The sequence below is a fragment of the Phyllobacterium sp. YR620 genome (genome assembly GCF_900104165.1).
In the GTDB taxonomy this organism is placed as follows: domain Bacteria; phylum Pseudomonadota; class Alphaproteobacteria; order Rhizobiales; family Rhizobiaceae; genus Phyllobacterium; species Phyllobacterium pellucidum.
Genome location: NZ_FNJP01000001.1, coordinates 249,432 through 269,046, shown reverse-complemented (window position 1 = coordinate 269,046; position 19,615 = coordinate 249,432). Strand labels below are relative to the sequence as shown.

The following is a 19,615-nucleotide window of genomic DNA, read 5'->3' as shown; positions in this document are numbered from 1 at the left end:
GGCAGTCAGGCCGCATGTTCATTGATCAGCGCCGACCCGCATTCTCCGGGTTTTTCGGCTGCAATCTGGACGCCGCGCAGATAAAGCGCACATGTCGTGCGCAGCATGGAAGCAAAATTGGGTATCTCTCCCTGTGCTTGCAAAGCCTCGTCATAGAGCGTCGAAATGAAGCGCGGCGTCGTCATTTTCTGGCTTTCGGCAATCTCGTCGAGCAGTTGCCAGAACGTCGCTTCAAGTTGAATGCTGGTAGAATGTCCGCCGATGCGCACAGAACGATTGATCTGCCGATAACCCTGCGGATCCTGTTCTGCAAATACCTTGCACATTATCAAGACCTCCCTTTCTGCCTGATGACCGCGTCCGTAATCGGTGCCCGAACGGACGGAATGGTCATTGGTGCGTTTTGAGAAAATTTATTCCGCTTGCAAGGCGGTGTGGTAGCCGATTGCCACCACTTTTCTTCTCCCAAGCGCATAATCACCGACAAGTCTCGACACTGCAACCTCGTTTTGAGACGAACCCGTCAACCTCCATGGAGGCGACCTTGGCAAAAGCCATTCATTCGATGATCCGTGTTCTCGATGAGGAAAAATCGAGGTCATTCTATAAGTCGGCTTTCGGTCTCGACGTCGCCGACCGGCTGGACTTCGATACGTTCACGCTCATCTATCTGCGCAATGAAGAAACGCCGTTCGAACTCGAACTGACGATCAACAAAGGCCGGACCGAGCCCTATAATCTTGGGGACGGATACGGTCATCTCGCCGTCAGCGTCGACGACCTCGACGCCATCCACGCGCGGCTGAAAGGCCTCGACTACAAGGTCCGCGACATTGTCGAATTCAAGCGGGAGGAAACGATGATCGCGCGCTTCTTCTTCGTCGAAGATCCGGACGGATACAAGATCGAAGTCCTGGAAAGACAAGGCCGGTTCGTCTGAACCGGCCGAGCGGCGTTGGAGGAACGCCGTCATAGCCAGCAAGGGCATTTCGCCGGTTCTCCGGCGGGTGCCGATAGCAAGCAAGGGAGGAATTCAATGGTTACAATCTTCAACCGCAAGCGGGATCTGGACGAGTCCGGCCCTAGCGGCAAGGGCATATCCCGCCGCGATCTTCTGAAAAGTGGCAGCGCCAGCCTTGGCGCCATTCTCATCATCAGCGGCAGTTCGATCATCCATCCAAAATTCGCCTGGGGATTGGAGACGACAAATCTCGATCCGCAGACCATGGCGACCCTGATCCAGATGGCGCGCGACGTCTATCCGCACGATCAGGTCCCCGATCGCTTCTATGCGATCGCCGTCAAGTCTTACGACGCCAAGGCCGGTGAGGACCCGAAAACCAAGAAGCTTGTCGTCGACGGCGTTGCCGATCTCGACAAGCGTGCCGGCAAGGGCGGTTACCTTGGTCTCGGCTGGGAAGAAGACCGCCTGGCCATTCTTCGCAAGATCGAGGACACGCCGTTCTTCCAAACCATTCGCGGCGGACTCGTAACGGGCCTCTACAACCAAAAGGACCTTTGGCCGATCTTTGGCTACGAAGGCGAATCCTTCTCGAAGGGTGGCTACATCGCCCGTGGCTTCAGCGACATTGAGTGGCTCTGACGGCAAGACCGATAGAACCGAAGATTTTGGCTAATGGGAGGAAACCATGGCTGCACCTTATGATCTCAAAGACGACAGCGTCGTCGTCATCATCGGCTCCGGCGCCGGCGGCGGCACGCTGGGCAACGAACTTGCACAAAAAGGCATAGACGTCGTCATACTCGAAGCGGGCGCGCGTCACGAATATGATGATTTCATCAATGACGAGTGGGATAGCTTCGGCCAGCTTGCATGGGTCGACAAGCGCACCACCTCGGGCGATTGGCGCGTCGCCAAGGACTTTCCAAACCTTCCGGCCTGGATCGTCAAATCCGTCGGCGGATCGACCACGCACTGGGCGGGCGCATCGCTGCGCTTCCAGGACCACGAGTTCGAGGCGCTGACGCACTACGGCAAGGTCAAGGGCGCGAACCTTCTCGACTGGCCGATCACTCTTGCCGAACTCGAGCCCTATTATGCCAAGGCCGAGGACAAGATGGGTGTCACGCGCACCAATAATATCGAGGGTCTGCCCGGCAACAACAATTTCAAGGTGTTGAAAGCCGGCGCCGACAAGCTAGGCTACAAGGAATGCAATACCGGACATATGGCCATCAATTCGGCCGAGCGCGACGACCGCATGTCCTGCCAACAGACGGGCTTCTGCTTCCAGGGCTGCAAATGGGGCGCGAAATGGTCGACGCTCTATACGGAAATTCCGAAAGGGGAGACGACCGGCAAACTCGAGGTCCGTCCCAATTCAATGGTGCAGAAGATCGAGCACGACAAGAGCGGCAAGGTTACCGGCGTCCTCTACGTCGACAAGGATGGCAAGCAGCAATTGCAGAAGGCTCGCATCGTCGCCGTTGCCGGCAATTCGATCGAGAGCCCGCGCCTGCTGCTGAACTCCGCGTCGAGCATGTTCCCGGACGGGCTCGGCAATTCCTCCGGGCAGGTCGGACGTAACTACATGCGCCACACCACCGGCTCCGTCTATGCCGTGTTCGAAAAGCCGGTGCACATGTATCGCGGCACCACAATGGCCGGTATAATTCGCGATGAGGCAAAACACGATCCGTCGCGCGGCTTTGTCGGCGGCTATGAGATGGAGACGCTGTCCCTTGGCATCCCCTTCCTGGCGGCGTTCCTCGATCCGGGCGCGTGGGGCCGGTCTTTCACCTCGGCGCTCGACCAATACGTAAACATGGCTGGCATGTGGATCGTCGGCGAAGACATGCCGCAAGAGGATAATCGCATCACTCTGCACAAGGATGAGAAGGACAAATATGGCCTACCTATCGCCAATGTGAACTTCAGCGACCATCCGAACGACAAAGCGATGCGGGATCATGCCTATCAACAGGGTCAGGAACTCTATAAGTCCGTCGGTGCAGTGCGCACCTTCCCGACACCGCCCTATCCTTCGACCCACAATCTCGGCACCAACCGGATGAGCGAGAAGGCAAAGGACGGCGTCGTCAACAAGAACGGGCAGAGCCACGACATCAAGAACTTGTTTATCGCGGATGGGAGCCAGTTCACGACGGGCGGCGCGGAGAACCCGACGCTCACCATTGTCAGCCTGGCAATCCGCCAGGCCGACTATATCGCACAGGAGATGGCGGCCAAGACAATCTGAAAACGCCCGGTTGATTTCTCCCAAGCAGACCGGGCTACGCCATTGGCGCAATTTCCCGTCGAGATTGCGTCAATGGTGTAGCTAGGCCCTTGAACCAGCCGATCCTATTCTTCAGCGCGGGGCTGTAGCAGCGCCAGCACGGCTGTCGCTGCGGCAAGTATGCCGGTAAGGGTCAAGGGAGCCGTGGCGCCATAGGTATCGACGACATAACCGCCGACAACCGCGCCAATCGTGATGGCGACCTGGAAAGAGGTGACCATCAGGCTGCCCGCTGCTTCCAGCGCGTCAGGGGCGGCGCGGGACAAGTTTGTCGGCAGCACCACCGGAGCCATGCCGAAGGCAAAGCCCCACAGCGTAGCGAAGCCGAAGGCAACGCCAATGTGCACGCCCCAAAGTACCAAAGCGAGCGCCGCAAATGCCATCAGGGCGGCGGTGACAGCCAGCGCCATGCGGATATTGGCGTCGGCCAGGCGGCCGCCGGCGATATTACCGACCACGGCGGCGACACCGAAGCCGAGCAGCGCCAGGGCAATAGGCCCGGTTGCAAGGAGCGTTACGTGTTCGAGGAAGGGGCGCACATAGACCGAGCCGGCAAAATGCCCCGTCATCAGCAAAAGAATGGCGAGCATGCCGAGTTGAATGCCGCGCCGCCTTGTCAGCCGAAGGACATCGGCAAGGCTGTTGCTTGTGGTTGCAGGCAAGGTCGGCAGGCTGAGCAACTGCAGCAGCATGGCAAACGCCGCCAGCCCCGCGGTCATGGCCATGGCGCTGCGCCAGCCCAGCCAGTCGCTGATCAATGCACCCATCGATGGTGCGGCAATGGTAGCGAGCGATACGCCGAGGGTGACGATAGCCATGCCCCGGCCTGTCGCATTGGCGCCGACCAGCCTTGCCACGACGGCGACTGAAAGCGCCCAGAACGCGCTGAGGGCGATACCCAGCCCGGCCCGGCCCAGCAACAATAGCCAGAAATCGGTGGCTAACGCCGCAAGAATGTTGGAACCGATCGCAAGGGCGCTGAGCCCGACCAGCACGGTCTTACGGTTCAAGCGGCCGATCAGAACATTGCTCAACATGGCCGTGACGGCGCCGACGGAAGCAGTGGCAGTGACGACCTGTCCGGCCGTTCCCTCGCTGATGCCGAGATCGCGCGCCATCGGCGTCAACAGGCCGGCCGGCAGAAACTCGGCGGAGACGAGAGCAAAGCTCGCCGCCGCCATCGAAAGCACTGCGAACCAGGTACCCCGGCTCCATGCAACTGGCGCGCCGCCATCAAGCTCTATTGCCGCGCCTTCAAGCTGTAGTGTTGTGTCTGTCATCGAAGCATCTCCAGGTTTGGAGATACTTCATAAATCAGTTACCTCGGATGATCTGTATCCTAAAATCCGAAATTCATGTCTGTTCGTCCGGAAATTGTGCGGCGCACAACGCCCGGCGAGACATTGGTGATGCGCTTGAATGCGCGGGCGAAGGATGCCTCGGATTCATAGCCCAACCGGGTAGCAACCTCGGCAACCGACATGCCGCTTTGCCCAAGCAACTCCCGGGCAAGCTGCATACGCAGACGGGCGAGATAGCGTGCCGCACCCTCACCTAAAACAGCGCTGAAGCGTTCGGCAAAAATCGACCGCGACTGGCCGGCGAGGCCGGCGAGACTTTCGAGAGTCCAGTTACGGCCGGGGTCCCGATGCATTGCTGCCAGGGCGCGCCCTATATGCGGGTCTCGGATAGCTGCGAGCCAACCAGTTGTCGAGGCTCCGTTGCAATTGACCCAGCAACGGATGAGCCGCGCCGTGAGGAGATCCGCCATGCGCGACAGGATGGTGGCGCTCCCCATCTGCGGTTGCGCGGCCTCGGTCGTCATGGCTGCGAGTAATGGACCGACGATCGGGTCATTTCCTGCTACGTCGCAGCCCTTGATGATCGGTGGCATCAAAGTGATCAATGGGTTAAGCGCACAGGCGTTCAGCGCCATGGAACCGCAGAAAAGGGTGCTGGTCGCCCCGGTACCTTCGCGCACAACTTCGCAGACGTTGCTCCCTAACTTGGTCACCTGGCAACTCTCGAGCGAGTCGCCCGACACGTCCGGCGCGCTGGCGAGCCGATGGGCGATGCCCTGCGGCAGCAGCACCAGGTCGCCATCGTGCAATTCCTGCCAGCCGTGCACTTCCGTATGCATCCAGCAGGGACCCTGCCCGACAAAGTGAAAACGAAGCAGCGGTTGTTGCGGAAAGGCGATGCTCCATGGATGTCGGAGCTCGCAACGACCATAATTGACGCCATTCAAGCGAAAGTCCTGCAGGACCTCGCTCAGCGCATCCATGGGAATATGTGACGGCGAATTGGGTCGGGACGAATGATCAAGCATTTCGCTAATCTATATGCTGAACGTCCGACAGGCAAGTGGGGCCGATATTCTGCAATAGCCTTTCCAGCCTTCGGCGCGAAGGCTGGACGACCGCCAACTAGAAGAGCTTGCCGCCATTCGGCACTGGCTTGCTGACCGCCGCAAGCACGACGGCGCCTTCCTCATCCGGAAATCCGAGCGTCAGGACTTCCGACATGAAGGGCCCAATCTGGCGGGGTGGGAAATTCACGACAGCCATGATCTGGCGGCCTTGCAATTCCTCGATCGTATAATGTTTGGTGATCTGCGCCGAAGAGCGCTTGATCCCGATCTCGGAGCCGAAATCGATCTTCAGCTTAAAGGCGGGCTTGCGTGCCTCCGGGAATGCTTGGGCCTCGATGATGGTGCCGACGCGGATATCGACCTTTTCGAAATCGTCAAAACTTATCGTCATGATCTTTGGATGCTGCCTGAACGTTGAACCGATCAGGCCGAACCTACCGTCTCGAACAGGATGCTGTCGAGTGATTCCCGTGCGGTCGAGCCCGACCAGACCACGAACTGGAAGGCCTGGAAATAGGTCTCGCAGGCATCGAGCGCGCTTGAAAGCAGAACTTCGACCTGTTTGCTCGTCGGCTCGGCACCGCCCGAAAGCAGCAGCGATTGACGGTACATGATGGCGCCTTCCTGACGCCAAAGGTCGAAGTGGCCCATCAGCAATTGTTCGTTTATCAGGGAAAGCAGACGCATGACCTCGTTGACCCGCGGCTCGCTGATCGCGATGTCGAAGGCGCAGGCAAGATGCAGAGCCTCGAAATCCTCCATCCACGAAAAGGAAATCTGGTAGTCGGTCCAGCTCCCTTCGACGGTTATGGCAATTTCATCTTCCCCGGTGCGCTCGAATGCCCACTCATTGGTGTGGGCAACATGTTCAATCACATCCACTGGATGGAGATCCCGCGCAATTTCTATTTCCAGAAGGCTCATCGCCATTACCTGCTATTTCGAATCCCATCGACGCTGCGGGAATGCAGCACCCACCCAAAGCACACATACGCTTGAAACCGCACCGACAGGCAGAACGCACCAGCCGGATGACGGCTGGACGCCAGCCCAACCGCTGCATGATCCCTTTTACGAATCATGCTGTAATTTCAGTGTATTGATGCTGAGTCCGAGCGCCAGCCCCCTTTTGGTCGAATGGCGCGAATGGGTGTGGAAAGACGCTGCCAAAAAGATTCACGAGCCCCCTTTAACCGACTCTAAGAAAACGATTTTCGGCGATTTCGACCTGTTGATAAATTCTTAAGATTTATTTTGGGGATTGCGTATTGGCGGCGGAAATACACAACGCCGTCGATGAAAAGCCAGCTTCATTTCGTAAACTTAAACGACGCGATCTATTCTCGCGATAAGGCCAATGCATGGTTTCGTCATATCTCCGATATCGTGGGCATTTAACCTGTCGTTCGACAAGACGACCAACAAAGAATGGAGACGTGCAATGTCTAATGAACCAGGTGAAAAAGTGACTGTGAACCAGAAAAATGACGACGGGCTTTGGTACTATGCGATAACCGCCGAGGGCAAACAGGGACCAAAGGTTGGCCCGTTCGATACGGAGGAAGCGGCGCTCGCAGCCGGCGAGGACAGTTTGGCAAAAGGCGAATCGGCTTAGATCGAGCCCGCACGCGAAAAGGTCTGATGAGACGCTTCTGATCGAGATCGCGGTGCTGGAGGCTATGCTTTCTTTGGCCTTGCCCTCGATATGCCGGGTTTCTCGGCGCCGTCCGCGGTTTTGCCATCGGCGCCAACGAGAGCCTCCAGGGCCTCGATCCGCGCCAGCAGCGCGGTGTTTTCGGCCCGGGCTCTGATCGCCATCTCGCGTACGGCCTCGAAGTCCTCGCGCTGGACGACGTCCATGGTGTTGAGCAGCCGTTCGGCCTGACCGCGAAAGGCGGTTTCGACTTCGCGCCGGACGCCCTGCGCCGCGCCCGCAGCATCGGTCACAAGCTTTGCCAGTTCATCGAGAACGCGGTTTGGTCCATTGCTCATGGCGGATACCTCTCTGGTTTCGTGAAACAAATAATCGTCGCCGACAGCGATTGCAAGCAAGTCCGACAATCGCCCTGATTGGCGCAAGCCCGCACAAATGTTACCCAACACGCCGCTTGACGCTGTTCATGCCCTCGCGCATGGTCCCGCCAACATTTGTCCTGCCACGGAGCGCCTTTGTGAGCGAAATCCTCCTTCCTGCATTAGCAGCGATTGCTTTTCCTGATATTGATCCTGTCATATTTTCCATCGGCCCGCTTTCCGTGCACTGGTATGGACTTGGATACGTCGTCGGCATTCTCTTTGCCTGGTGGTATGCGAAGAAACTCATCTCCAAGCCACGTCTGTGGGCGAACAATACACCGCCGATGAAGCCGACCGCTCTCGACGATTTCGTCCTTTGGGCGGCCCTCGGTGTCGTCCTTGGCGGGCGCACCGGCTACATTCTTTTCTACGATCTGCCGAAATATCTGTCCCATCCGCTCGATATCTTCAAAGTTTGGGAAGGCGGCATGTCGTTTCACGGCGGCCTGCTGGGTGTTATCCTTGCGATGATCCTGTTTGCCCGTTCGCGCAGGATCAACGTGTACAGTATGTTCGATACGATCGCGGCTGGCGTGCCTGTCGGGCTTGGACTTGTGCGCGTTGCCAATTTCATCAACAGCGAACTCTGGGGACGTCCGACCGACGTGCCGTGGGGCATGGTCTTTCCGACGGGCGGACCCTTCGTCCGCCACCCGAGCCAGCTCTATGAGGCAGGGCTTGAAGGCATCGTCCTCTTCACGGTACTCGCCGTGCTCATCTTTTACGGGCGCAAGCTGAAACGTCCGCGTTTCATCAGTGGAACTTTTATTGGCCTCTATGGCCTGTCGCGCATCTTCGTCGAGTTTTTCCGCGAGCCTGACGCGCAGCTCGGCTATCTTTACGGCGGCTGGCTCACAATGGGCATGGTGCTGTCGATACCGATGATTCTGGTTGGACTTGCCTTTATAGTGTCGGCACGAAATCCCGAGGTCGCAACAGGGCGATGAACCTGAAAGAGCGGATCATCAGGCAGATCGAAGCGAGCGGCCCGATCAGCGTCGCCGACTATATGGCGATGTGCCTCTTTGATCGCGATGTGGGCTACTACACGACGCGCGAACCCTTCGGCAAGGATGGCGATTTCATCACCGCGCCGGAAATCAGCCAGATGTTCGGCGAGCTCATCGGCGTCTGGTGCGTCAATGCCTGGCGCGCGCTCGGCGCTCCTGCCTCCTTTGTTCTTTGCGAAATGGGTCCGGGGCGCGGCACTCTGATGCAGGACCTCCTGCGTGCCGCGGGCAAGCTCTCGCCGCAGTTCGCCGCCGCCGCCAAAATCCACATGGTCGAGATCAGCGATCGCCTGCGGTCGGTGCAACAGGAAAAGCTGGCGGCGCATGCCGAACGCATCACCTGGACGGAGACCCTCGGCGAAGTCGCCGATGGCCCCCTCCTCCTCATTGCCAATGAGCTTTTCGATGCCATTCCGTCGCGACAATACGTCAAGACCAACGGTCGTTTCGTTGAGCGCATGATAGTGGCCGACCCTGCAGGCCGGCTGTTCTTTGCTGCGGGTTCCGGTTCGATCGAAGCTGCCCTGTTGCCGGCCGGAAGCGATGTTGCACCCGAAGGCAGCATATTCGAGATCGCTCCGGCGCGAAGCGCGTTGATGCAGGAAATCGCCATGCGTCTGCGCAAGCAGCGCGGCGCCGCGCTGCTGTTCGACTACGGCCACCTGCAACCCGGGTTTGGCGATACGCTGCAGGCGCTCAGCCGCCATGAATCGGTTGACGTGCTGCATATACCCGGCGCAGCCGATCTTACCACCCACGTCGATTTCCACAGTCTGGCGCAGGCCGCCCGTCATGAGGGCTGCAAGACGAATGCCATGACCCAGGGCGATTTTCTCATCGCCATGGGCATCCTCGACCGGGCCGGCGCGCTTGGCCGTGACAAATCGCCGGAATTTCAGGAACGGATTCGCGCCGATGTCGAGCGCCTCGCGGGACCGGACCAGATGGGCACACTGTTCAAAGTGCTGTGCGTCGCGGACGTGGCAACGCACACCTTTCCATTCGAACGCAGCGAAGCCGGAACCCAGGGCAATTGACTTCGCGCGCTCGCTCAACCACCATCCCGGGCCTTGAAAGGCATACAGCATGATCAACTCCGAAAAACCGGCACCGTTGCGCTCAGCCCTGCTCGGATCCCCCGAAGAAGACCGAATCGCCCATGGATTTTTCACCCGCAAGGGCGGGGTGTCGGACGGCATCTATCGCGGCCTCAATGTCGGGAGCGGCTCCAAGGACAATCAGGAGCGCGTCCGCGAAAACCGAAGGCGCGTAGCCGAAACGCTCGGTGCCCCGCTGACACACCTCGTCACGGTGCATCAGGTGCACTCGCCGGACGTCATCACGGTGAACCGTCCCTTTGTCGGAACGCGGCCGAACGCCGATGCCATGGTGACGGCAACGCCGGGCATCGTCATCGGCTCGCTCTCGGCCGATTGCGGTCCGATACTTTTTGCCGACAAGGACAAGAAGGTGGTCGGCGCCGCCCACGCCGGCTGGCGCGGGGCGCTTGGCGGCGTCCTCGAAAACACCATCGAAGCGATGATCGCGCTCGGTGCAAAACGCGATCGCATTCAGGCTGTCCTCGGCCCAACGATCGGCCCCGACAATTATGAGGTCGGCAGCGAATTTTATGACCAGTTCGTCGAGCGGGACGCTTCCTACAAGGATTTTTTCCGTCCGTCGCACAACAATGGCCACAAGATGTTCGACCTTTGGGGTTTCATCGTCGGCCGGCTCGAAAAGGCCGGCGTGAATGCGTCGGCGCTTCGCCAATGCACCTATGCCGACGAGGATCAGTTCTTCTCCTATCGCCGAACGACGCATCGCAAGGAACCAGACTACGGTCGGCAGATCTCGGCGATCACCATTACGGAGTAACAGTATGGCCCTTCATTTCGAACCGGAAGAATTTGCTGCGCGCCGCGATCGCCTGATGATCGTGATGGCCGAGCAGAAGCTCGATGCGGTCCTGCTGTTTGCGCAGGAGAGCATGTACTGGCTGACCGGCTACGATACATTCGGCTTCTGCTTTTTTCAGTGCCTTGTGATGAAGGCCGACGGCAGTCACGTGCTTATGACCCGGTCCGCTGATCTGCGGCAAGCGCGCCAGACCTCGAACATCGAAAACGTCGTGGTCTGGGCGGATCGCGAGAATGCCAATCCCGCGGCAGACTTGCGCGAAATATTGAATGATCTCGATCTTCTTGGCCGCCGCATCGGCATCGAATACCAGACCCACGGGCTGACGGCCGCTGACGGCCGACGACTCGACGAGCAGTTGACGGCTTTCGGGCAACTGGTCGACATTTCCGGCATCGTCGACAAACTCCGCGCACTGAAAAGCCCAGCGGAAATCGTCTATGCCCGCAAGGCGGCCGAACTCAGCGACGACGCCCTCGATGCGGCGTTGAAACTGATCAAGGCAGGCGCGGATGAAGGCGCCATTCTTGCGGCCATGCAATCGACGATCTTTGCGGGCGGCGGCGACTATCCGGCCAATGAATTCATCATCGGCTCGGGCGACGATGCTCTTCTGTGCCGCTACAAGTCCGGCCGCCGCAAGCTGACCAAGAACGACCAGCTGACCCTTGAATGGTCTGGCGTCTACCGCCACTACCACGCACCGATGATGCGGACGGTCCTTACCGGCAAGGCATCGAAGCGTCATCAGGAACTCTTCGATGCGGCGCAGGAAGCCCTGCTTGCAGTCGAGGCCGCCATGACCCCCGCCGCGACCTTCGGCGACGTCTTCGAGGCCCATGCCAAGGTCATGGAAGCCCATGAACTGACCCGCCACCGCTTGAATGCTTGCGGATATTCTGTTGGCGCGCGCTTTACCCCGTCCTGGATGGACATGCCGATGTTCTATCCGGGGAACTCCGAGCGTATCCAGCCGGACATGACGCTGTTCGGGCACATGATCATATTCGACTCCGACACCAATACGGCGATGACGCTGGGCCGGACCTATCTTACGACCAACGGCGCGGCTGAAACCCTGTCGCGCCAACCTCTTGAATTGATCGTAAAGTAGCCATGGTTGCTATTGCAAACTAGATCTTCGGTGCAAATCCGGCCTGCCGCAACCAAGCGGCGAGTCCCAACTCAGGGACTCGCCAATTAACGCCGGTCAAGGTTTATCGGTTTTGAACCGATGCTTCATATAACCACCCCTGGCCTTTCGTAAGATGTCGGCAAATGTATGGGTGGCTTGGACTTTATCCGACGTTTGGGATTTTACCTTTCGCAACAGGTCCGGAGGCGCCGTCCGCTGTTTTGGTCCTGATGTAATAGCTTGCATGGCTGTCACACTTCACAAAGATAAGGCAAACTGGGCCTCCACCCACCCGGTTGATGAGGTGGAGGCAGCCACTCCTAGGCAGCTCGATTATCGCTGACCCGGTTGGAACTATCGCCGGCTATCGTGTTGGCGGATCCGCTGATCGCGATCCGACGCGGCTTCATTTCCTCGGGGATCTCCTTTTTGAGATCGATGATCAACAGACCATTGTCGACACGCGCATCGGTAACGCTCACATGGTCCGCAAGCTCGAAGCGGTGGGCGAATGGCCTTAGCGCCAAACCGTGGTGAAGATAATGCAGCTCTTCATCAACGGACTTGTCACCCTTGACCACTAGCAAATTTGGCTCATGGGTGATGGCGAGGTCATCTTGTCCGAAGCCGGCCACGGCAATCACGATGCGATATTTGTCCTCCCCAAGCTTGACGATGTCATAGGGGGGCCATCTGTCCGAGCCTTGCGGTTGCGTGGAGTTTTCGAGCAGATTGAAAATGCGGTCAAAGCCGACGCTCGACCGGTAGAACGGGGAAAAATCGACGTTGCTTCTCATAGCTAGGTCCTCCTTTGAGCAACATAGAAATGAGGCGCGCCAAGAAGCTTGGCGCTCCCTGACGTCGGTCCACTGACGTGCAACCGACCGCGAAAAATTTGGTAATGGCAGGAAACGCTGTCAAGATTTTCGGTGCAAAAAAATTGCTAATCGTCCGAGCGATAAAGCTTCCTGGTTGCTTCTTTTGAGGCCTGTTTTTCTCGTTCCGTCAGGCGCCGGCGCTTCATCATGCCAAAGGCAAGGATTGCGCCGAGGACGATCGGGCCGCCAAACACCACCGCAAACCACAAATACTCCATTCTACCGTCCTTCAGTAGCAAGATGACGATGACCACTTCTGGGTGGGCCGATCTCGGGAATGGAGAAGAGAAGGGCGGCGATCAAAACTGGAAGTGTCGTCCACAACAGATCATAGGCGGCCATGGGTCAGCGGCCTCCAAGTTCGCTCTCGATCTTCTTGCGACTGCCGCCGTGCTTCTTGATCAGCTCAAGGGCCCGGTCCCTGCTGATGTCATGCTTCGTCATGAGGTAGTTCACCTCGTAGTCCTCGCTTGCCGACACTGTGGCGCGGTCTCGATTGTCCTGCTTGGATTTGTCATCTGACATTTGGGTTTCTCCCCGGCTGTTGCTGTTGTTTCTCAACAGCCGCAAAGGATTTAGGTTCCGCTCCCAGCCCGAACTGATAGAATCTTCGTCGGGGTTGGAGCAGTCCGGCAGCTCGCAAGCGCGTGAAGCGCAAGGGTGACGACGTCTCCACGGAATTGCCTAAAAGCAATGGCCATCATACGTGCACGTGGTCGAGAGATTTCAGGCCAAGCACGCCGTCGGAACACAGGCCCATCTCGCGATGAACATAATGCTTATACGGGGTTTCGCAGAACTGATGCGACAAGCGCTGATCGGAAGAGGCTTGCAGAACGTGCAGCGAACAAATTATACCCGCATCGCGATAAAGGTGCGGGCGACGCGACAAAAAACGAAGCATAGTCAATAGCCGGGTTGACTTGATCGTAAAATAAAACTCTCTTCTGCTTCTATTTTGATAAGGTGGCTCATGACGGGGTTTGACTGAAGATGTGGTCTCGTAACTCACTGACATGCGCGGTCGCATTGCTTGCAACACTCGCGCTCGCCGCCTGCAACAGTTCGGAATCGCCGATGGGCGTCAGCAAGGCCGACCTGCCAGCGGCAAAGGGCAGCGCGACCACACCGGCAACCCCTGGCACTGCCCAAACGACCGCCACAGCGGCGCAGACGACTGCCGGTGCCCCCGTCCCCGCAACTGCCGGGGCCGCACCGACCACCACCGCCAATGCGCCAGGCGCCGCGCGCACCGCCAAGCTTCGCTTTGCCCCTATCGTCGGCGCGCCAATCGCTGCCGCAACGCCGCTGTCGCAGCGCCTTTCGGCTCTTGCCAAGGAAAAGGGTATTGTCCTTGGCACCGCTGCCGATACCGACAACACGCACATCATGAAGGGCTATTTCTCGGCGCTGCCCGACGGCAACCAGACGACGATCATATATGTATGGGACGTACTCGATCCGGCTGGCACCCGGCTGCACCGTATCCAGGGCCAGGAAAAAGTGCCGGGTGGCGGCGCCGACCCCTGGAGCACGGTACCGGCCAAGACCATGGAAGGCATCGCCGACAAGGCGATACAGGGTTATCTGGCCTGGGTTTCCGGCGCCAAGACGTGACATATTTACGCGTTTTGCCGGATAATGCCGCGGAATAGAGTTGGATTTCTTGCTGCATGCTTGCATTGTGCGGGAAGCACAGTAAAAGGCCCGCCATATCCTTTAATTGGCTGACGCTCTGAAAAGACGTGGGGAAAAATCGGCATGAAACTGTTCGCGGGCAATTCCAATCGTGTTCTCGCTGAATCTGTCGCCAAATATCTGAATATTCCGCTTGGAAAAGCCAGCGTTCGCCGCTTTGCCGACCAGGAGATATTTGTCGAGATCCAGGAGAATGTCCGCGGCGAAGATGTCTTCGTCATGCAGTCCACCTCGTTTCCCGCCAACGACCACCTGATGGAACTGCTCATCATGATCGATGCGTTCCGCCGTTCCTCGGCCAAGCGCATCACCGCGGTGCTTCCCTATTTCGGTTACGCCCGCCAGGACCGCAAGCCCGGTCCGCGCACGCCGATCTCGGCAAAGCTCGTTGCCAATCTGATCACCGAGGCCGGTGCCAATCGCGTCCTTACGCTCGATCTTCATGCCGGCCAGATCCAGGGGTTCTTCGATATTCCGACCGACAACCTCTATGCCGTGCCGGTCATTGCCCGCGATGTGCGCGCCCATTACGGCACGTCGAATGTCATGGTCGTCTCCCCCGATGTCGGCGGCGTTGTGCGCGCCCGCTCGCTGGCAAAGCGCATCGATGCGCAGCTTGCAATCGTCGACAAGCGGCGTGACCGCCCGGGCGAATCCGAAGTGATGAACGTCATCGGCGATGTACGCGGCAAGGATTGCCTCCTTTTCGACGATATCGTCGACTCCGGCGGCACGCTGTGCAATGCAGCCGAGGCCCTCCTCGCCAAGGGCGCAACGAGCGTCACCGCCTATATCACCCACGGTGTTCTTTCAGGCGGCGCAGTCGCTCGCATAGCGAGTTCGAAGCTGAAGGAACTCGTCATCACCGATTCCATTCAGCCGACGCCAGCTATCGAATCTGCGCACAACATCCGCGTCCTGTCGATTTCCGACCTGATCGGCGAGGCGGTATCGCGCACGGCCTCGGAAGAATCAGTTTCCAGCCTGTTCGACTAAGCCGAACGAGTTGATTGGACGCAGGCCAACAAACTTGCACTGGCGCCGGGTTTCCGTTATAGAGCCGCCATCCGCGTAGACACCCTTGGAGGCAACGCGGAATGGGGCGGTCATTCATCCGGTCTCGGATGAGCATTGGACCGCTTCATGTTTTTTGTGCATCCACCTTGTGGTCTCGAAAAACACTCCAGATTTGAACCTCGAAAGGAAATGCCATGAGCGAAGCATACGAGCTCAAGGCCGAGGCGCGCGAACGGGTCGGTAAGGGGTCCGCCCGGGACATTCGCCGCAACGGTAAAGTGCCAGCAGTCATCTATGGTGACAAGCAGGCGCCAATCTCGATCACCCTCGACTACAAGACGCTGTATTACAAGATTCACGGCGGCGGCTTCAAGACGACGATTGCCAACATCCTTCTGGATGGCAAGTCGATCCAGGTCCTGCCCAAAGATTACCAGCTCGATCCGGTCAGCGACAAGCCGGTCCATGTCGACTTCCTGCGCGTATCGGCCAAGTCGGTCGTCAACGTCCATGTACCGATCCACTTCCTGAACGAAGAAGCTTCGCCCGGCATCAAGCGCGGCGGCGTTCTCAACATCGTTCGCCACGATATCGAGCTGCATGTTCCGGCAAATGCAATTCCGGAAGCGATCGAAATCGATCTCACCGGCACGCAGATCGGCGACTCGATCCACATTTCCGCCGTTACGCTCCCGAAGGGTGCGACACCGGTCATTCAGGATCGCGATTTCACGATCGCTACGATCGCTGGCCATGCAACCGCTGACGAAGAGACCACCGAAGCAGCGGAACCAACTGAAACTGCAGAAAAAGAAGGCGAGTAATCGTCCTTTCGACTATTGGGAGCTAGGCGCGTGCTGCTTATCGCAGGTCTTGGCAATCCGGGCTCCCAATATGCTGCAAACCGGCACAATATCGGTTTCATGGCGGCGGATGAAATACATCGCCGCCATGATTTTTCTCCCTGGACGCGCAAGTTCCAGGCACTGATCGCCGACGGGATGATCGACGGCGAAAAGACCATCCTGATCAAGCCCCAGACATTCATGAACCTTTCAGGCCAGGCCGTCGGCGAAGCCATGCGCTTTTATAAGCTCGGCGTCGGCGATCTCATCGTGATCTATGACGAACTCGATCTGGCCGCAGGCAAGGTGCGCATCAAGATCGGCGGCGGTTCGGGCGGCCATAACGGCATCAAATCGATCGACGCCCATTGCGGCAAGGATTACAAGCGCGTCCGCCTCGGTATCAACCATCCGGGCGTCAAGGAAATGGTCTCCAACCATGTTCTCGGTAATTTCGCCAAGGCGGATCGCGAATGGCTCGATCCCCTGCTCGAGGCGATTGCCGCCAATGCGGGACTGCTGGTTCGCAAGGATGATTCCGGCTTCATGAACCGCGTCGCGCTTGCCGTCGGCGGCAACGCCAGGAGCGAGCCCGCGACGACCGAAAAGCCGGTTGCAAAAAGTACCGGACAAAGCCATATCCGGCAGGCGCGCCAGCAAAAGCCTGCCGTCACCATTCCAAAATCCGGCCCCATGGCCGACATGCTGAACAAGCTCTTCGGCAAGAAAGAATAAGGATCGCACATTATGGGTTTCAAATGCGGCATCGTTGGCTTGCCTAACGTCGGCAAATCCACGCTTTTCAATGCCCTGACCAAGACCGCGGCGGCGCAGGCCGCCAACTACCCGTTCTGTACGATCGAACCCAATACGGGCGAAGTAGCGGTTCCCGACCCGCGCCTGCAGACCATCGCCAAGATCGGCAAGTCCGCCAATATTGTCCCGACACGTATCAGCTTCGTCGATATCGCCGGCCTCGTGCGCGGCGCATCGAAGGGCGAAGGCCTCGGCAATCAGTTCCTTGCGAATATTCGCGAAGTGGATGCAGTGGTGCACGTACTGCGCTGCTTCGAGGACGACGACATCACCCATGTCGAAGGCCGCATCGATCCCGTGGCCGACGCGGAGACCGTCGAGACCGAACTGATGCTCGCAGACCTCGAAAGCCTCGAACGGCGCATCGTCCAGTTCCGCAAGCGTGCGAGCAGCAAGGACAAGGAAGCGCTCGCCGTGCTTCCGATCATGGAACAGGCCCTCTCGCTGCTCCAGGACGGCCAGCCGGTCCGCTTCATGCTGAACGGCATTGCGCCCGACGATCTCGCGATCCTTCAGGACCTCAACCTCTTGACCTCCAAGCCAGTCCTTTACGTCTGCAACGTCGCCGAAAGCGATGCGGCAACCGGCAATGAATATACCGAGGCTGTCGAGGAAATGGCGACCGGACAGGGTGCGGAGACAGTCACGATCTCAGCCGCCATCGAAGCCGAAGTCGCGCAGCTTCCCGATGAAGAAGCGCGCGAATATCTTGAAGCCATGAGCCTCGACGAGCCCGGCCTCGATCGGTTGATCCGCGCCGGCTACCGACTGCTGCACCTCATCACCTACTTTACCGTAGGCCCGAAGGAGGCACGCGCCTGGACCGTCGAGCGCGGTTCGAAAGCGCCAAGGGCGGCGGGCGTCATTCATACGGATTTCGAGCGTGGCTTCATTCGCGCCCAGACCATCGCTTATCAAGACTATGTGGGCCTCGGCGGCGAAGCGGCCGCCAAGGAAGCTGGCAAGGCCCGCGACGAGGGCAAGGAATACATCGTCCAGGACGGCGATATCATGCTGTTCAAGTTCAACACCTGATACGGTTGTATTGAAATGGCTGAACGCACGCCCACCTACGCCTATGAGGATTTCATCGTCAGCAGTGAATGGTCGCTCGGCTCCAAGCAGGTGACGACGGAAGAAATCATCGATTTTGCCAGTCAGTTCGATCCCCAGCCCTTTCATCTGAATGAGGCCGCGGGCAGGGCCAGTATCCTCGGCGGGTTGGCGGCCTCGGGCTGGCACACGGTCTCGATGTTCATGCGCATGCTATGCGACGCCTATCTTCTCGATTCGACCTCGCAAGGCGCGCCAGGGATCGACTTCGTCAAATGGAAGCATCCGGTTCTCGCCGGCGACACGCTCACAGGACGAACGACGATCCTCGAACAACGCCTGTCGAAGTCGAAACCTTCCCTCGGGTTCGTCAAGATGCATCACGACGTCTTCAATCAGGATGGCATATTGGTATGCGAGCTCGAACATACCGCGATGTTCTCGACACGGGAGCCCGTGCAAGCATGAGCATCGAACAATACATTGGCGTGGAGCGCGACCTCGGCACCCATCGCTTCAACGCCAGCGACATCATTGATTTTGCGTCGAAGTACGATCCGCAACGTTTTCATGTCGATCCTGAAGCGGCTAGGAAAAGCAATTTCGGCGGACTTTGTGCCTCGGGCTGGCATACGACGGCAATATGGATGCGCCTCAATGTCGAGGACATGAAGCGGATTATCGCAGAAGCCTTGCAACGAGGCGAACAGCCGCCGCAATTCGGCCCCTCACCGGGTTTTGAGAACCTGAAATGGCTGAAGCCGGTCTATGCCGACGATACGATCCGCTTTACCCGGACCTTGCACGACGTGCGCCCGCTCAAGTCTCGGCCGGGCTGGTCGATGATGCAGATGTCCTCCGCCGCCTATAACCAGAATGGCGACAAGGTTCTTTCATTCGACAGCACCGCCCTTGTTGCGCTGCCCGCTTGACGGTCGGCAGGCCAACAAAAGTGTAAAACAATGAATCCGCTCAGTGCCCGTCGAAGGCGACCAGCGTCCGTACATTGACGCCGAGTGCCTCGAGCTTCTTGCGGCCGCCGAGTTCCGGAAGGTCGATGATGAAGCAGGCGGCGACGATATCGGCGCCCATCTGCTGCAGAAGCTTGACCGCGGCCTCGGCGGTCCCGCCCGTCGCGATCAGATCGTCAACGAGGATGACCTTGTCGCCGGGCGCGATAGCGTCGCGGTGCATCTCCATCTCATCGAGACCATATTCGAGACTGTAGGCGATCCGCACGGTATCGCGCGGCAGCTTGCCCTTCTTGCGGATCGGCACGAAGCCCGATGACAGTTGATGCGCCATGGCGCCACCAATTATGAAGCCGCGCGCCTCGATGCCTGCAACCTGATCTACCTTGCCACCGGCATAGGGGTGCACCAGTTCATCCACGGCGCGGCGAAAGGCGCGGGCATTGCCAAGGAGTGTGGTTATATCGCGAAACATGACGCCGGGCTTCGGATAGTCCGGAATGTTGCGGATGGCATCAACCAGCGTCTGCTTGAGGCTTGAATCCATCTGATCGTTCCCTTCGCG

25 protein-coding genes are annotated in these 19,615 nt (G+C 58.6%); 15 read left to right on the top strand and 10 right to left on the bottom strand.

Annotation, left to right across the window (positions count from 1 at the left end):
* Positions 1–5 precede the first annotated feature (5 nt).
* A complete protein-coding gene (locus BLR72_RS01255; protein ID WP_027233415.1) occupies positions 6–326 on the bottom strand; it encodes a ribbon-helix-helix domain-containing protein in 321 nt (106 codons plus the stop codon).
* Positions 327–544: 218 nt separating this feature from the next.
* On the opposite strand from BLR72_RS01255, the gene BLR72_RS01250 reads away from it, so the two are divergent.
* The 3 genes from BLR72_RS01250 (at position 545) to BLR72_RS01240 (ending at position 3,221) form a co-directional block, all read left to right on the top strand.
* Positions 545–940 carry a VOC family protein gene (locus BLR72_RS01250; RefSeq protein ID WP_027233416.1) on the top strand — a complete coding sequence of 132 codons (396 nt, stop codon included), beginning with the start codon at positions 545–547 and terminating at the stop codon, positions 938–940.
* 96 nt (positions 941–1,036) lie between these two features.
* Complete coding sequence (locus BLR72_RS01245; protein ID WP_091944304.1) at positions 1,037–1,603, top strand: Twin-arginine translocation pathway signal; 567 nt, start codon at positions 1,037–1,039, stop codon at positions 1,601–1,603.
* 46 nt (positions 1,604–1,649) lie between these two features.
* On the top strand, positions 1,650–3,221 hold the full coding sequence (locus tag BLR72_RS01240) for a GMC family oxidoreductase (protein ID WP_091944301.1): 1,572 nt from the start codon (positions 1,650–1,652) through the stop codon (positions 3,219–3,221).
* Positions 3,222–3,325: 104 nt separating this feature from the next.
* Here BLR72_RS01240 and BLR72_RS01235 read toward each other — a convergent pair whose 3' ends face one another.
* The 4 genes from BLR72_RS01235 to BLR72_RS01220 all read right to left on the bottom strand — a co-directional run bounded on the left by BLR72_RS01235 (position 3,326) and on the right by BLR72_RS01220 (position 6,555).
* Positions 3,326–4,540, bottom strand: coding sequence for an MFS transporter (locus BLR72_RS01235; RefSeq protein ID WP_091944298.1), 1,215 nt, complete (start codon positions 4,538–4,540; stop codon positions 3,326–3,328).
* Between the two features lie 59 nt (positions 4,541–4,599).
* On the bottom strand, positions 4,600–5,589 hold the full coding sequence (locus BLR72_RS01230) for an AraC family transcriptional regulator (protein ID WP_091944295.1): 990 nt from the start codon (positions 5,587–5,589) through the stop codon (positions 4,600–4,602).
* 97 nt (positions 5,590–5,686) lie between these two features.
* Positions 5,687–6,022, bottom strand: a complete 336-nt coding sequence (locus BLR72_RS01225) for a tRNA-binding protein (RefSeq protein WP_091944293.1) — start codon at positions 6,020–6,022, stop codon at positions 5,687–5,689.
* Positions 6,023–6,054: 32 nt separating this feature from the next.
* On the bottom strand, positions 6,055–6,555 hold the full coding sequence (locus BLR72_RS01220; protein WP_091924029.1) for a type III secretion system chaperone family protein: 501 nt from the start codon (positions 6,553–6,555) through the stop codon (positions 6,055–6,057).
* A gap of 517 nt (positions 6,556–7,072) precedes the next feature.
* Here BLR72_RS01220 and BLR72_RS22355 point away from each other — a divergent pair.
* Positions 7,073–7,246, top strand: a complete 174-nt coding sequence (locus BLR72_RS22355; RefSeq protein WP_175492250.1) for a hypothetical protein — start codon at positions 7,073–7,075, stop codon at positions 7,244–7,246.
* Positions 7,247–7,308: 62 nt separating this feature from the next.
* On the opposite strand, the gene BLR72_RS01215 is transcribed toward BLR72_RS22355, so the two are convergent.
* Entirely contained in the window at positions 7,309–7,623 is a 315-nt protein-coding gene (locus BLR72_RS01215; RefSeq protein ID WP_091946425.1) for an accessory factor UbiK family protein, read from the bottom strand.
* Between the two features lie 179 nt (positions 7,624–7,802).
* Between BLR72_RS01215 and lgt the strand changes: the two genes are divergently transcribed.
* The 4 genes from lgt to BLR72_RS01195 are packed head-to-tail and all read left to right on the top strand — an operon-like array spanning position 7,803 to position 11,751.
* Complete coding sequence (lgt, locus tag BLR72_RS01210; protein ID WP_091946422.1) at positions 7,803–8,654, top strand: prolipoprotein diacylglyceryl transferase; 852 nt, start codon at positions 7,803–7,805, stop codon at positions 8,652–8,654.
* Positions 8,651–9,754 (top strand): class I SAM-dependent methyltransferase, encoded by a 1,104-nt coding sequence (locus tag BLR72_RS01205; RefSeq protein WP_091944291.1) that lies wholly within the window; start codon positions 8,651–8,653, stop codon positions 9,752–9,754. The genes lgt and BLR72_RS01205 overlap by 4 nt, the downstream gene beginning before the upstream one ends.
* Before the next feature lie 49 nt (positions 9,755–9,803).
* Positions 9,804–10,595, top strand: a complete 792-nt coding sequence (pgeF, locus tag BLR72_RS01200; protein WP_027233426.1) for a peptidoglycan editing factor PgeF — start codon at positions 9,804–9,806, stop codon at positions 10,593–10,595.
* 4 nt (positions 10,596–10,599) lie between these two features.
* Positions 10,600–11,751: a M24 family metallopeptidase gene (locus BLR72_RS01195; RefSeq protein WP_091944288.1), complete on the top strand. Its 1,152-nt coding sequence runs from the start codon at positions 10,600–10,602 to the stop codon at positions 11,749–11,751.
* Between the two features lie 341 nt (positions 11,752–12,092).
* Here BLR72_RS01195 and BLR72_RS01190 read toward each other — a convergent pair whose 3' ends face one another.
* From BLR72_RS01190 to BLR72_RS01185, 3 genes are all read right to left on the bottom strand, one after another.
* A complete protein-coding gene (locus tag BLR72_RS01190; protein ID WP_091944284.1) occupies positions 12,093–12,569 on the bottom strand; it encodes an Hsp20 family protein in 477 nt (158 codons plus the stop codon).
* Positions 12,570–12,715: 146 nt separating this feature from the next.
* A complete protein-coding gene (locus tag BLR72_RS22350) occupies positions 12,716–12,868 on the bottom strand; it encodes a hypothetical protein (RefSeq protein ID WP_175492249.1) in 153 nt (50 codons plus the stop codon).
* 127 nt (positions 12,869–12,995) lie between these two features.
* Positions 12,996–13,175, bottom strand: coding sequence for a DUF3606 domain-containing protein (locus BLR72_RS01185; RefSeq protein WP_091944281.1), 180 nt, complete (start codon positions 13,173–13,175; stop codon positions 12,996–12,998).
* A gap of 552 nt (positions 13,176–13,727) precedes the next feature.
* On the opposite strand from BLR72_RS01185, the gene BLR72_RS01175 reads away from it, so the two are divergent.
* The 7 genes from BLR72_RS01175 (at position 13,728) to BLR72_RS01145 (ending at position 19,011) form a co-directional block, all read left to right on the top strand.
* Positions 13,728–14,267: a hypothetical protein gene (locus BLR72_RS01175; RefSeq protein WP_244506591.1), complete on the top strand. Its 540-nt coding sequence runs from the start codon at positions 13,728–13,730 to the stop codon at positions 14,265–14,267.
* A 144-nt stretch (positions 14,268–14,411) separates the two neighbouring features.
* A complete protein-coding gene (locus tag BLR72_RS01170) occupies positions 14,412–15,344 on the top strand; it encodes a ribose-phosphate pyrophosphokinase (protein WP_027233431.1) in 933 nt (310 codons plus the stop codon).
* 215 nt (positions 15,345–15,559) lie between these two features.
* On the top strand, positions 15,560–16,189 hold the full coding sequence (locus BLR72_RS01165; RefSeq protein WP_091923833.1) for a 50S ribosomal protein L25/general stress protein Ctc: 630 nt from the start codon (positions 15,560–15,562) through the stop codon (positions 16,187–16,189).
* 30 nt (positions 16,190–16,219) lie between these two features.
* Positions 16,220–16,945, top strand: a complete 726-nt coding sequence (pth, locus tag BLR72_RS01160; protein ID WP_091944270.1) for an aminoacyl-tRNA hydrolase — start codon at positions 16,220–16,222, stop codon at positions 16,943–16,945.
* Positions 16,946–16,957: 12 nt separating this feature from the next.
* Positions 16,958–18,061: a redox-regulated ATPase YchF gene (gene ychF, locus BLR72_RS01155; RefSeq protein ID WP_091944267.1), complete on the top strand. Its 1,104-nt coding sequence runs from the start codon at positions 16,958–16,960 to the stop codon at positions 18,059–18,061.
* A 15-nt stretch (positions 18,062–18,076) separates the two neighbouring features.
* The gene (locus BLR72_RS01150; protein ID WP_091944264.1) at positions 18,077–18,547 is read left to right on the top strand and encodes a MaoC family dehydratase; all 471 of its coding nucleotides are present in this window, start codon (positions 18,077–18,079) and stop codon (positions 18,545–18,547) included.
* Positions 18,544–19,011, top strand: coding sequence for a MaoC family dehydratase (locus BLR72_RS01145; RefSeq protein WP_091944261.1), 468 nt, complete (start codon positions 18,544–18,546; stop codon positions 19,009–19,011). The genes BLR72_RS01150 and BLR72_RS01145 overlap by 4 nt, the downstream gene beginning before the upstream one ends.
* Positions 19,012–19,051: 40 nt before the next feature.
* Here the strand turns inward: BLR72_RS01145 and BLR72_RS01140 are convergent, their stop codons facing one another.
* Positions 19,052–19,597: an adenine phosphoribosyltransferase gene (locus BLR72_RS01140; RefSeq protein ID WP_027233437.1), complete on the bottom strand. Its 546-nt coding sequence runs from the start codon at positions 19,595–19,597 to the stop codon at positions 19,052–19,054.
* Between the last annotated feature and the right edge of the window lie 18 nt (positions 19,598–19,615).

What these genes read in the sequence shown, in the direction of transcription:
- ychF (WP_091944267.1), top strand. Translation starts at nt 16,958, where the DNA reads ATGGGTTTCAAATGCGGCATCGTTGGCTTGCCTAACGTCGGCAAATCC.
- BLR72_RS01195 (WP_091944288.1), top strand. Translation starts at nt 10,600, where the DNA reads ATGGCCCTTCATTTCGAACCGGAAGAATTTGCTGCGCGCCGCGATCGC.
- BLR72_RS01220 (WP_091924029.1), bottom strand. Translation starts at nt 6,555, where the DNA reads ATGAGCCTTCTGGAAATAGAAATTGCGCGGGATCTCCATCCAGTGGAT.
- BLR72_RS01215 (WP_091946425.1), bottom strand. Translation starts at nt 7,623, where the DNA reads ATGAGCAATGGACCAAACCGCGTTCTCGATGAACTGGCAAAGCTTGTG.
- BLR72_RS01145 (WP_091944261.1), top strand. Translation starts at nt 18,544, where the DNA reads ATGAGCATCGAACAATACATTGGCGTGGAGCGCGACCTCGGCACCCAT.
- BLR72_RS22355 (WP_175492250.1), top strand. Translation starts at nt 7,073, where the DNA reads ATGTCTAATGAACCAGGTGAAAAAGTGACTGTGAACCAGAAAAATGAC.
- BLR72_RS01225 (WP_091944293.1), bottom strand. Translation starts at nt 6,022, where the DNA reads ATGACGATAAGTTTTGACGATTTCGAAAAGGTCGATATCCGCGTCGGC.
- BLR72_RS01255 (WP_027233415.1), bottom strand. Translation starts at nt 326, where the DNA reads ATGTGCAAGGTATTTGCAGAACAGGATCCGCAGGGTTATCGGCAGATC.
- BLR72_RS01190 (WP_091944284.1), bottom strand. Translation starts at nt 12,569, where the DNA reads ATGAGAAGCAACGTCGATTTTTCCCCGTTCTACCGGTCGAGCGTCGGC.
- BLR72_RS01205 (WP_091944291.1), top strand. Translation starts at nt 8,651, where the DNA reads ATGAACCTGAAAGAGCGGATCATCAGGCAGATCGAAGCGAGCGGCCCG.
- BLR72_RS01185 (WP_091944281.1), bottom strand. Translation starts at nt 13,175, where the DNA reads ATGTCAGATGACAAATCCAAGCAGGACAATCGAGACCGCGCCACAGTG.
- BLR72_RS01230 (WP_091944295.1), bottom strand. Translation starts at nt 5,589, where the DNA reads ATGCTTGATCATTCGTCCCGACCCAATTCGCCGTCACATATTCCCATG.
- BLR72_RS01175 (WP_244506591.1), top strand. Translation starts at nt 13,728, where the DNA reads ATGGGCGTCAGCAAGGCCGACCTGCCAGCGGCAAAGGGCAGCGCGACC.
- BLR72_RS01140 (WP_027233437.1), bottom strand. Translation starts at nt 19,597, where the DNA reads ATGGATTCAAGCCTCAAGCAGACGCTGGTTGATGCCATCCGCAACATT.
- BLR72_RS01245 (WP_091944304.1), top strand. Translation starts at nt 1,037, where the DNA reads ATGGTTACAATCTTCAACCGCAAGCGGGATCTGGACGAGTCCGGCCCT.
- BLR72_RS01235 (WP_091944298.1), bottom strand. Translation starts at nt 4,540, where the DNA reads ATGACAGACACAACACTACAGCTTGAAGGCGCGGCAATAGAGCTTGAT.
- BLR72_RS01150 (WP_091944264.1), top strand. Translation starts at nt 18,077, where the DNA reads ATGGCTGAACGCACGCCCACCTACGCCTATGAGGATTTCATCGTCAGC.
- BLR72_RS22350 (WP_175492249.1), bottom strand. Translation starts at nt 12,868, where the DNA reads ATGGAGTATTTGTGGTTTGCGGTGGTGTTTGGCGGCCCGATCGTCCTC.
- BLR72_RS01240 (WP_091944301.1), top strand. Translation starts at nt 1,650, where the DNA reads ATGGCTGCACCTTATGATCTCAAAGACGACAGCGTCGTCGTCATCATC.
- BLR72_RS01170 (WP_027233431.1), top strand. Translation starts at nt 14,412, where the DNA reads ATGAAACTGTTCGCGGGCAATTCCAATCGTGTTCTCGCTGAATCTGTC.
- pgeF (WP_027233426.1), top strand. Translation starts at nt 9,804, where the DNA reads ATGATCAACTCCGAAAAACCGGCACCGTTGCGCTCAGCCCTGCTCGGA.
- BLR72_RS01165 (WP_091923833.1), top strand. Translation starts at nt 15,560, where the DNA reads ATGAGCGAAGCATACGAGCTCAAGGCCGAGGCGCGCGAACGGGTCGGT.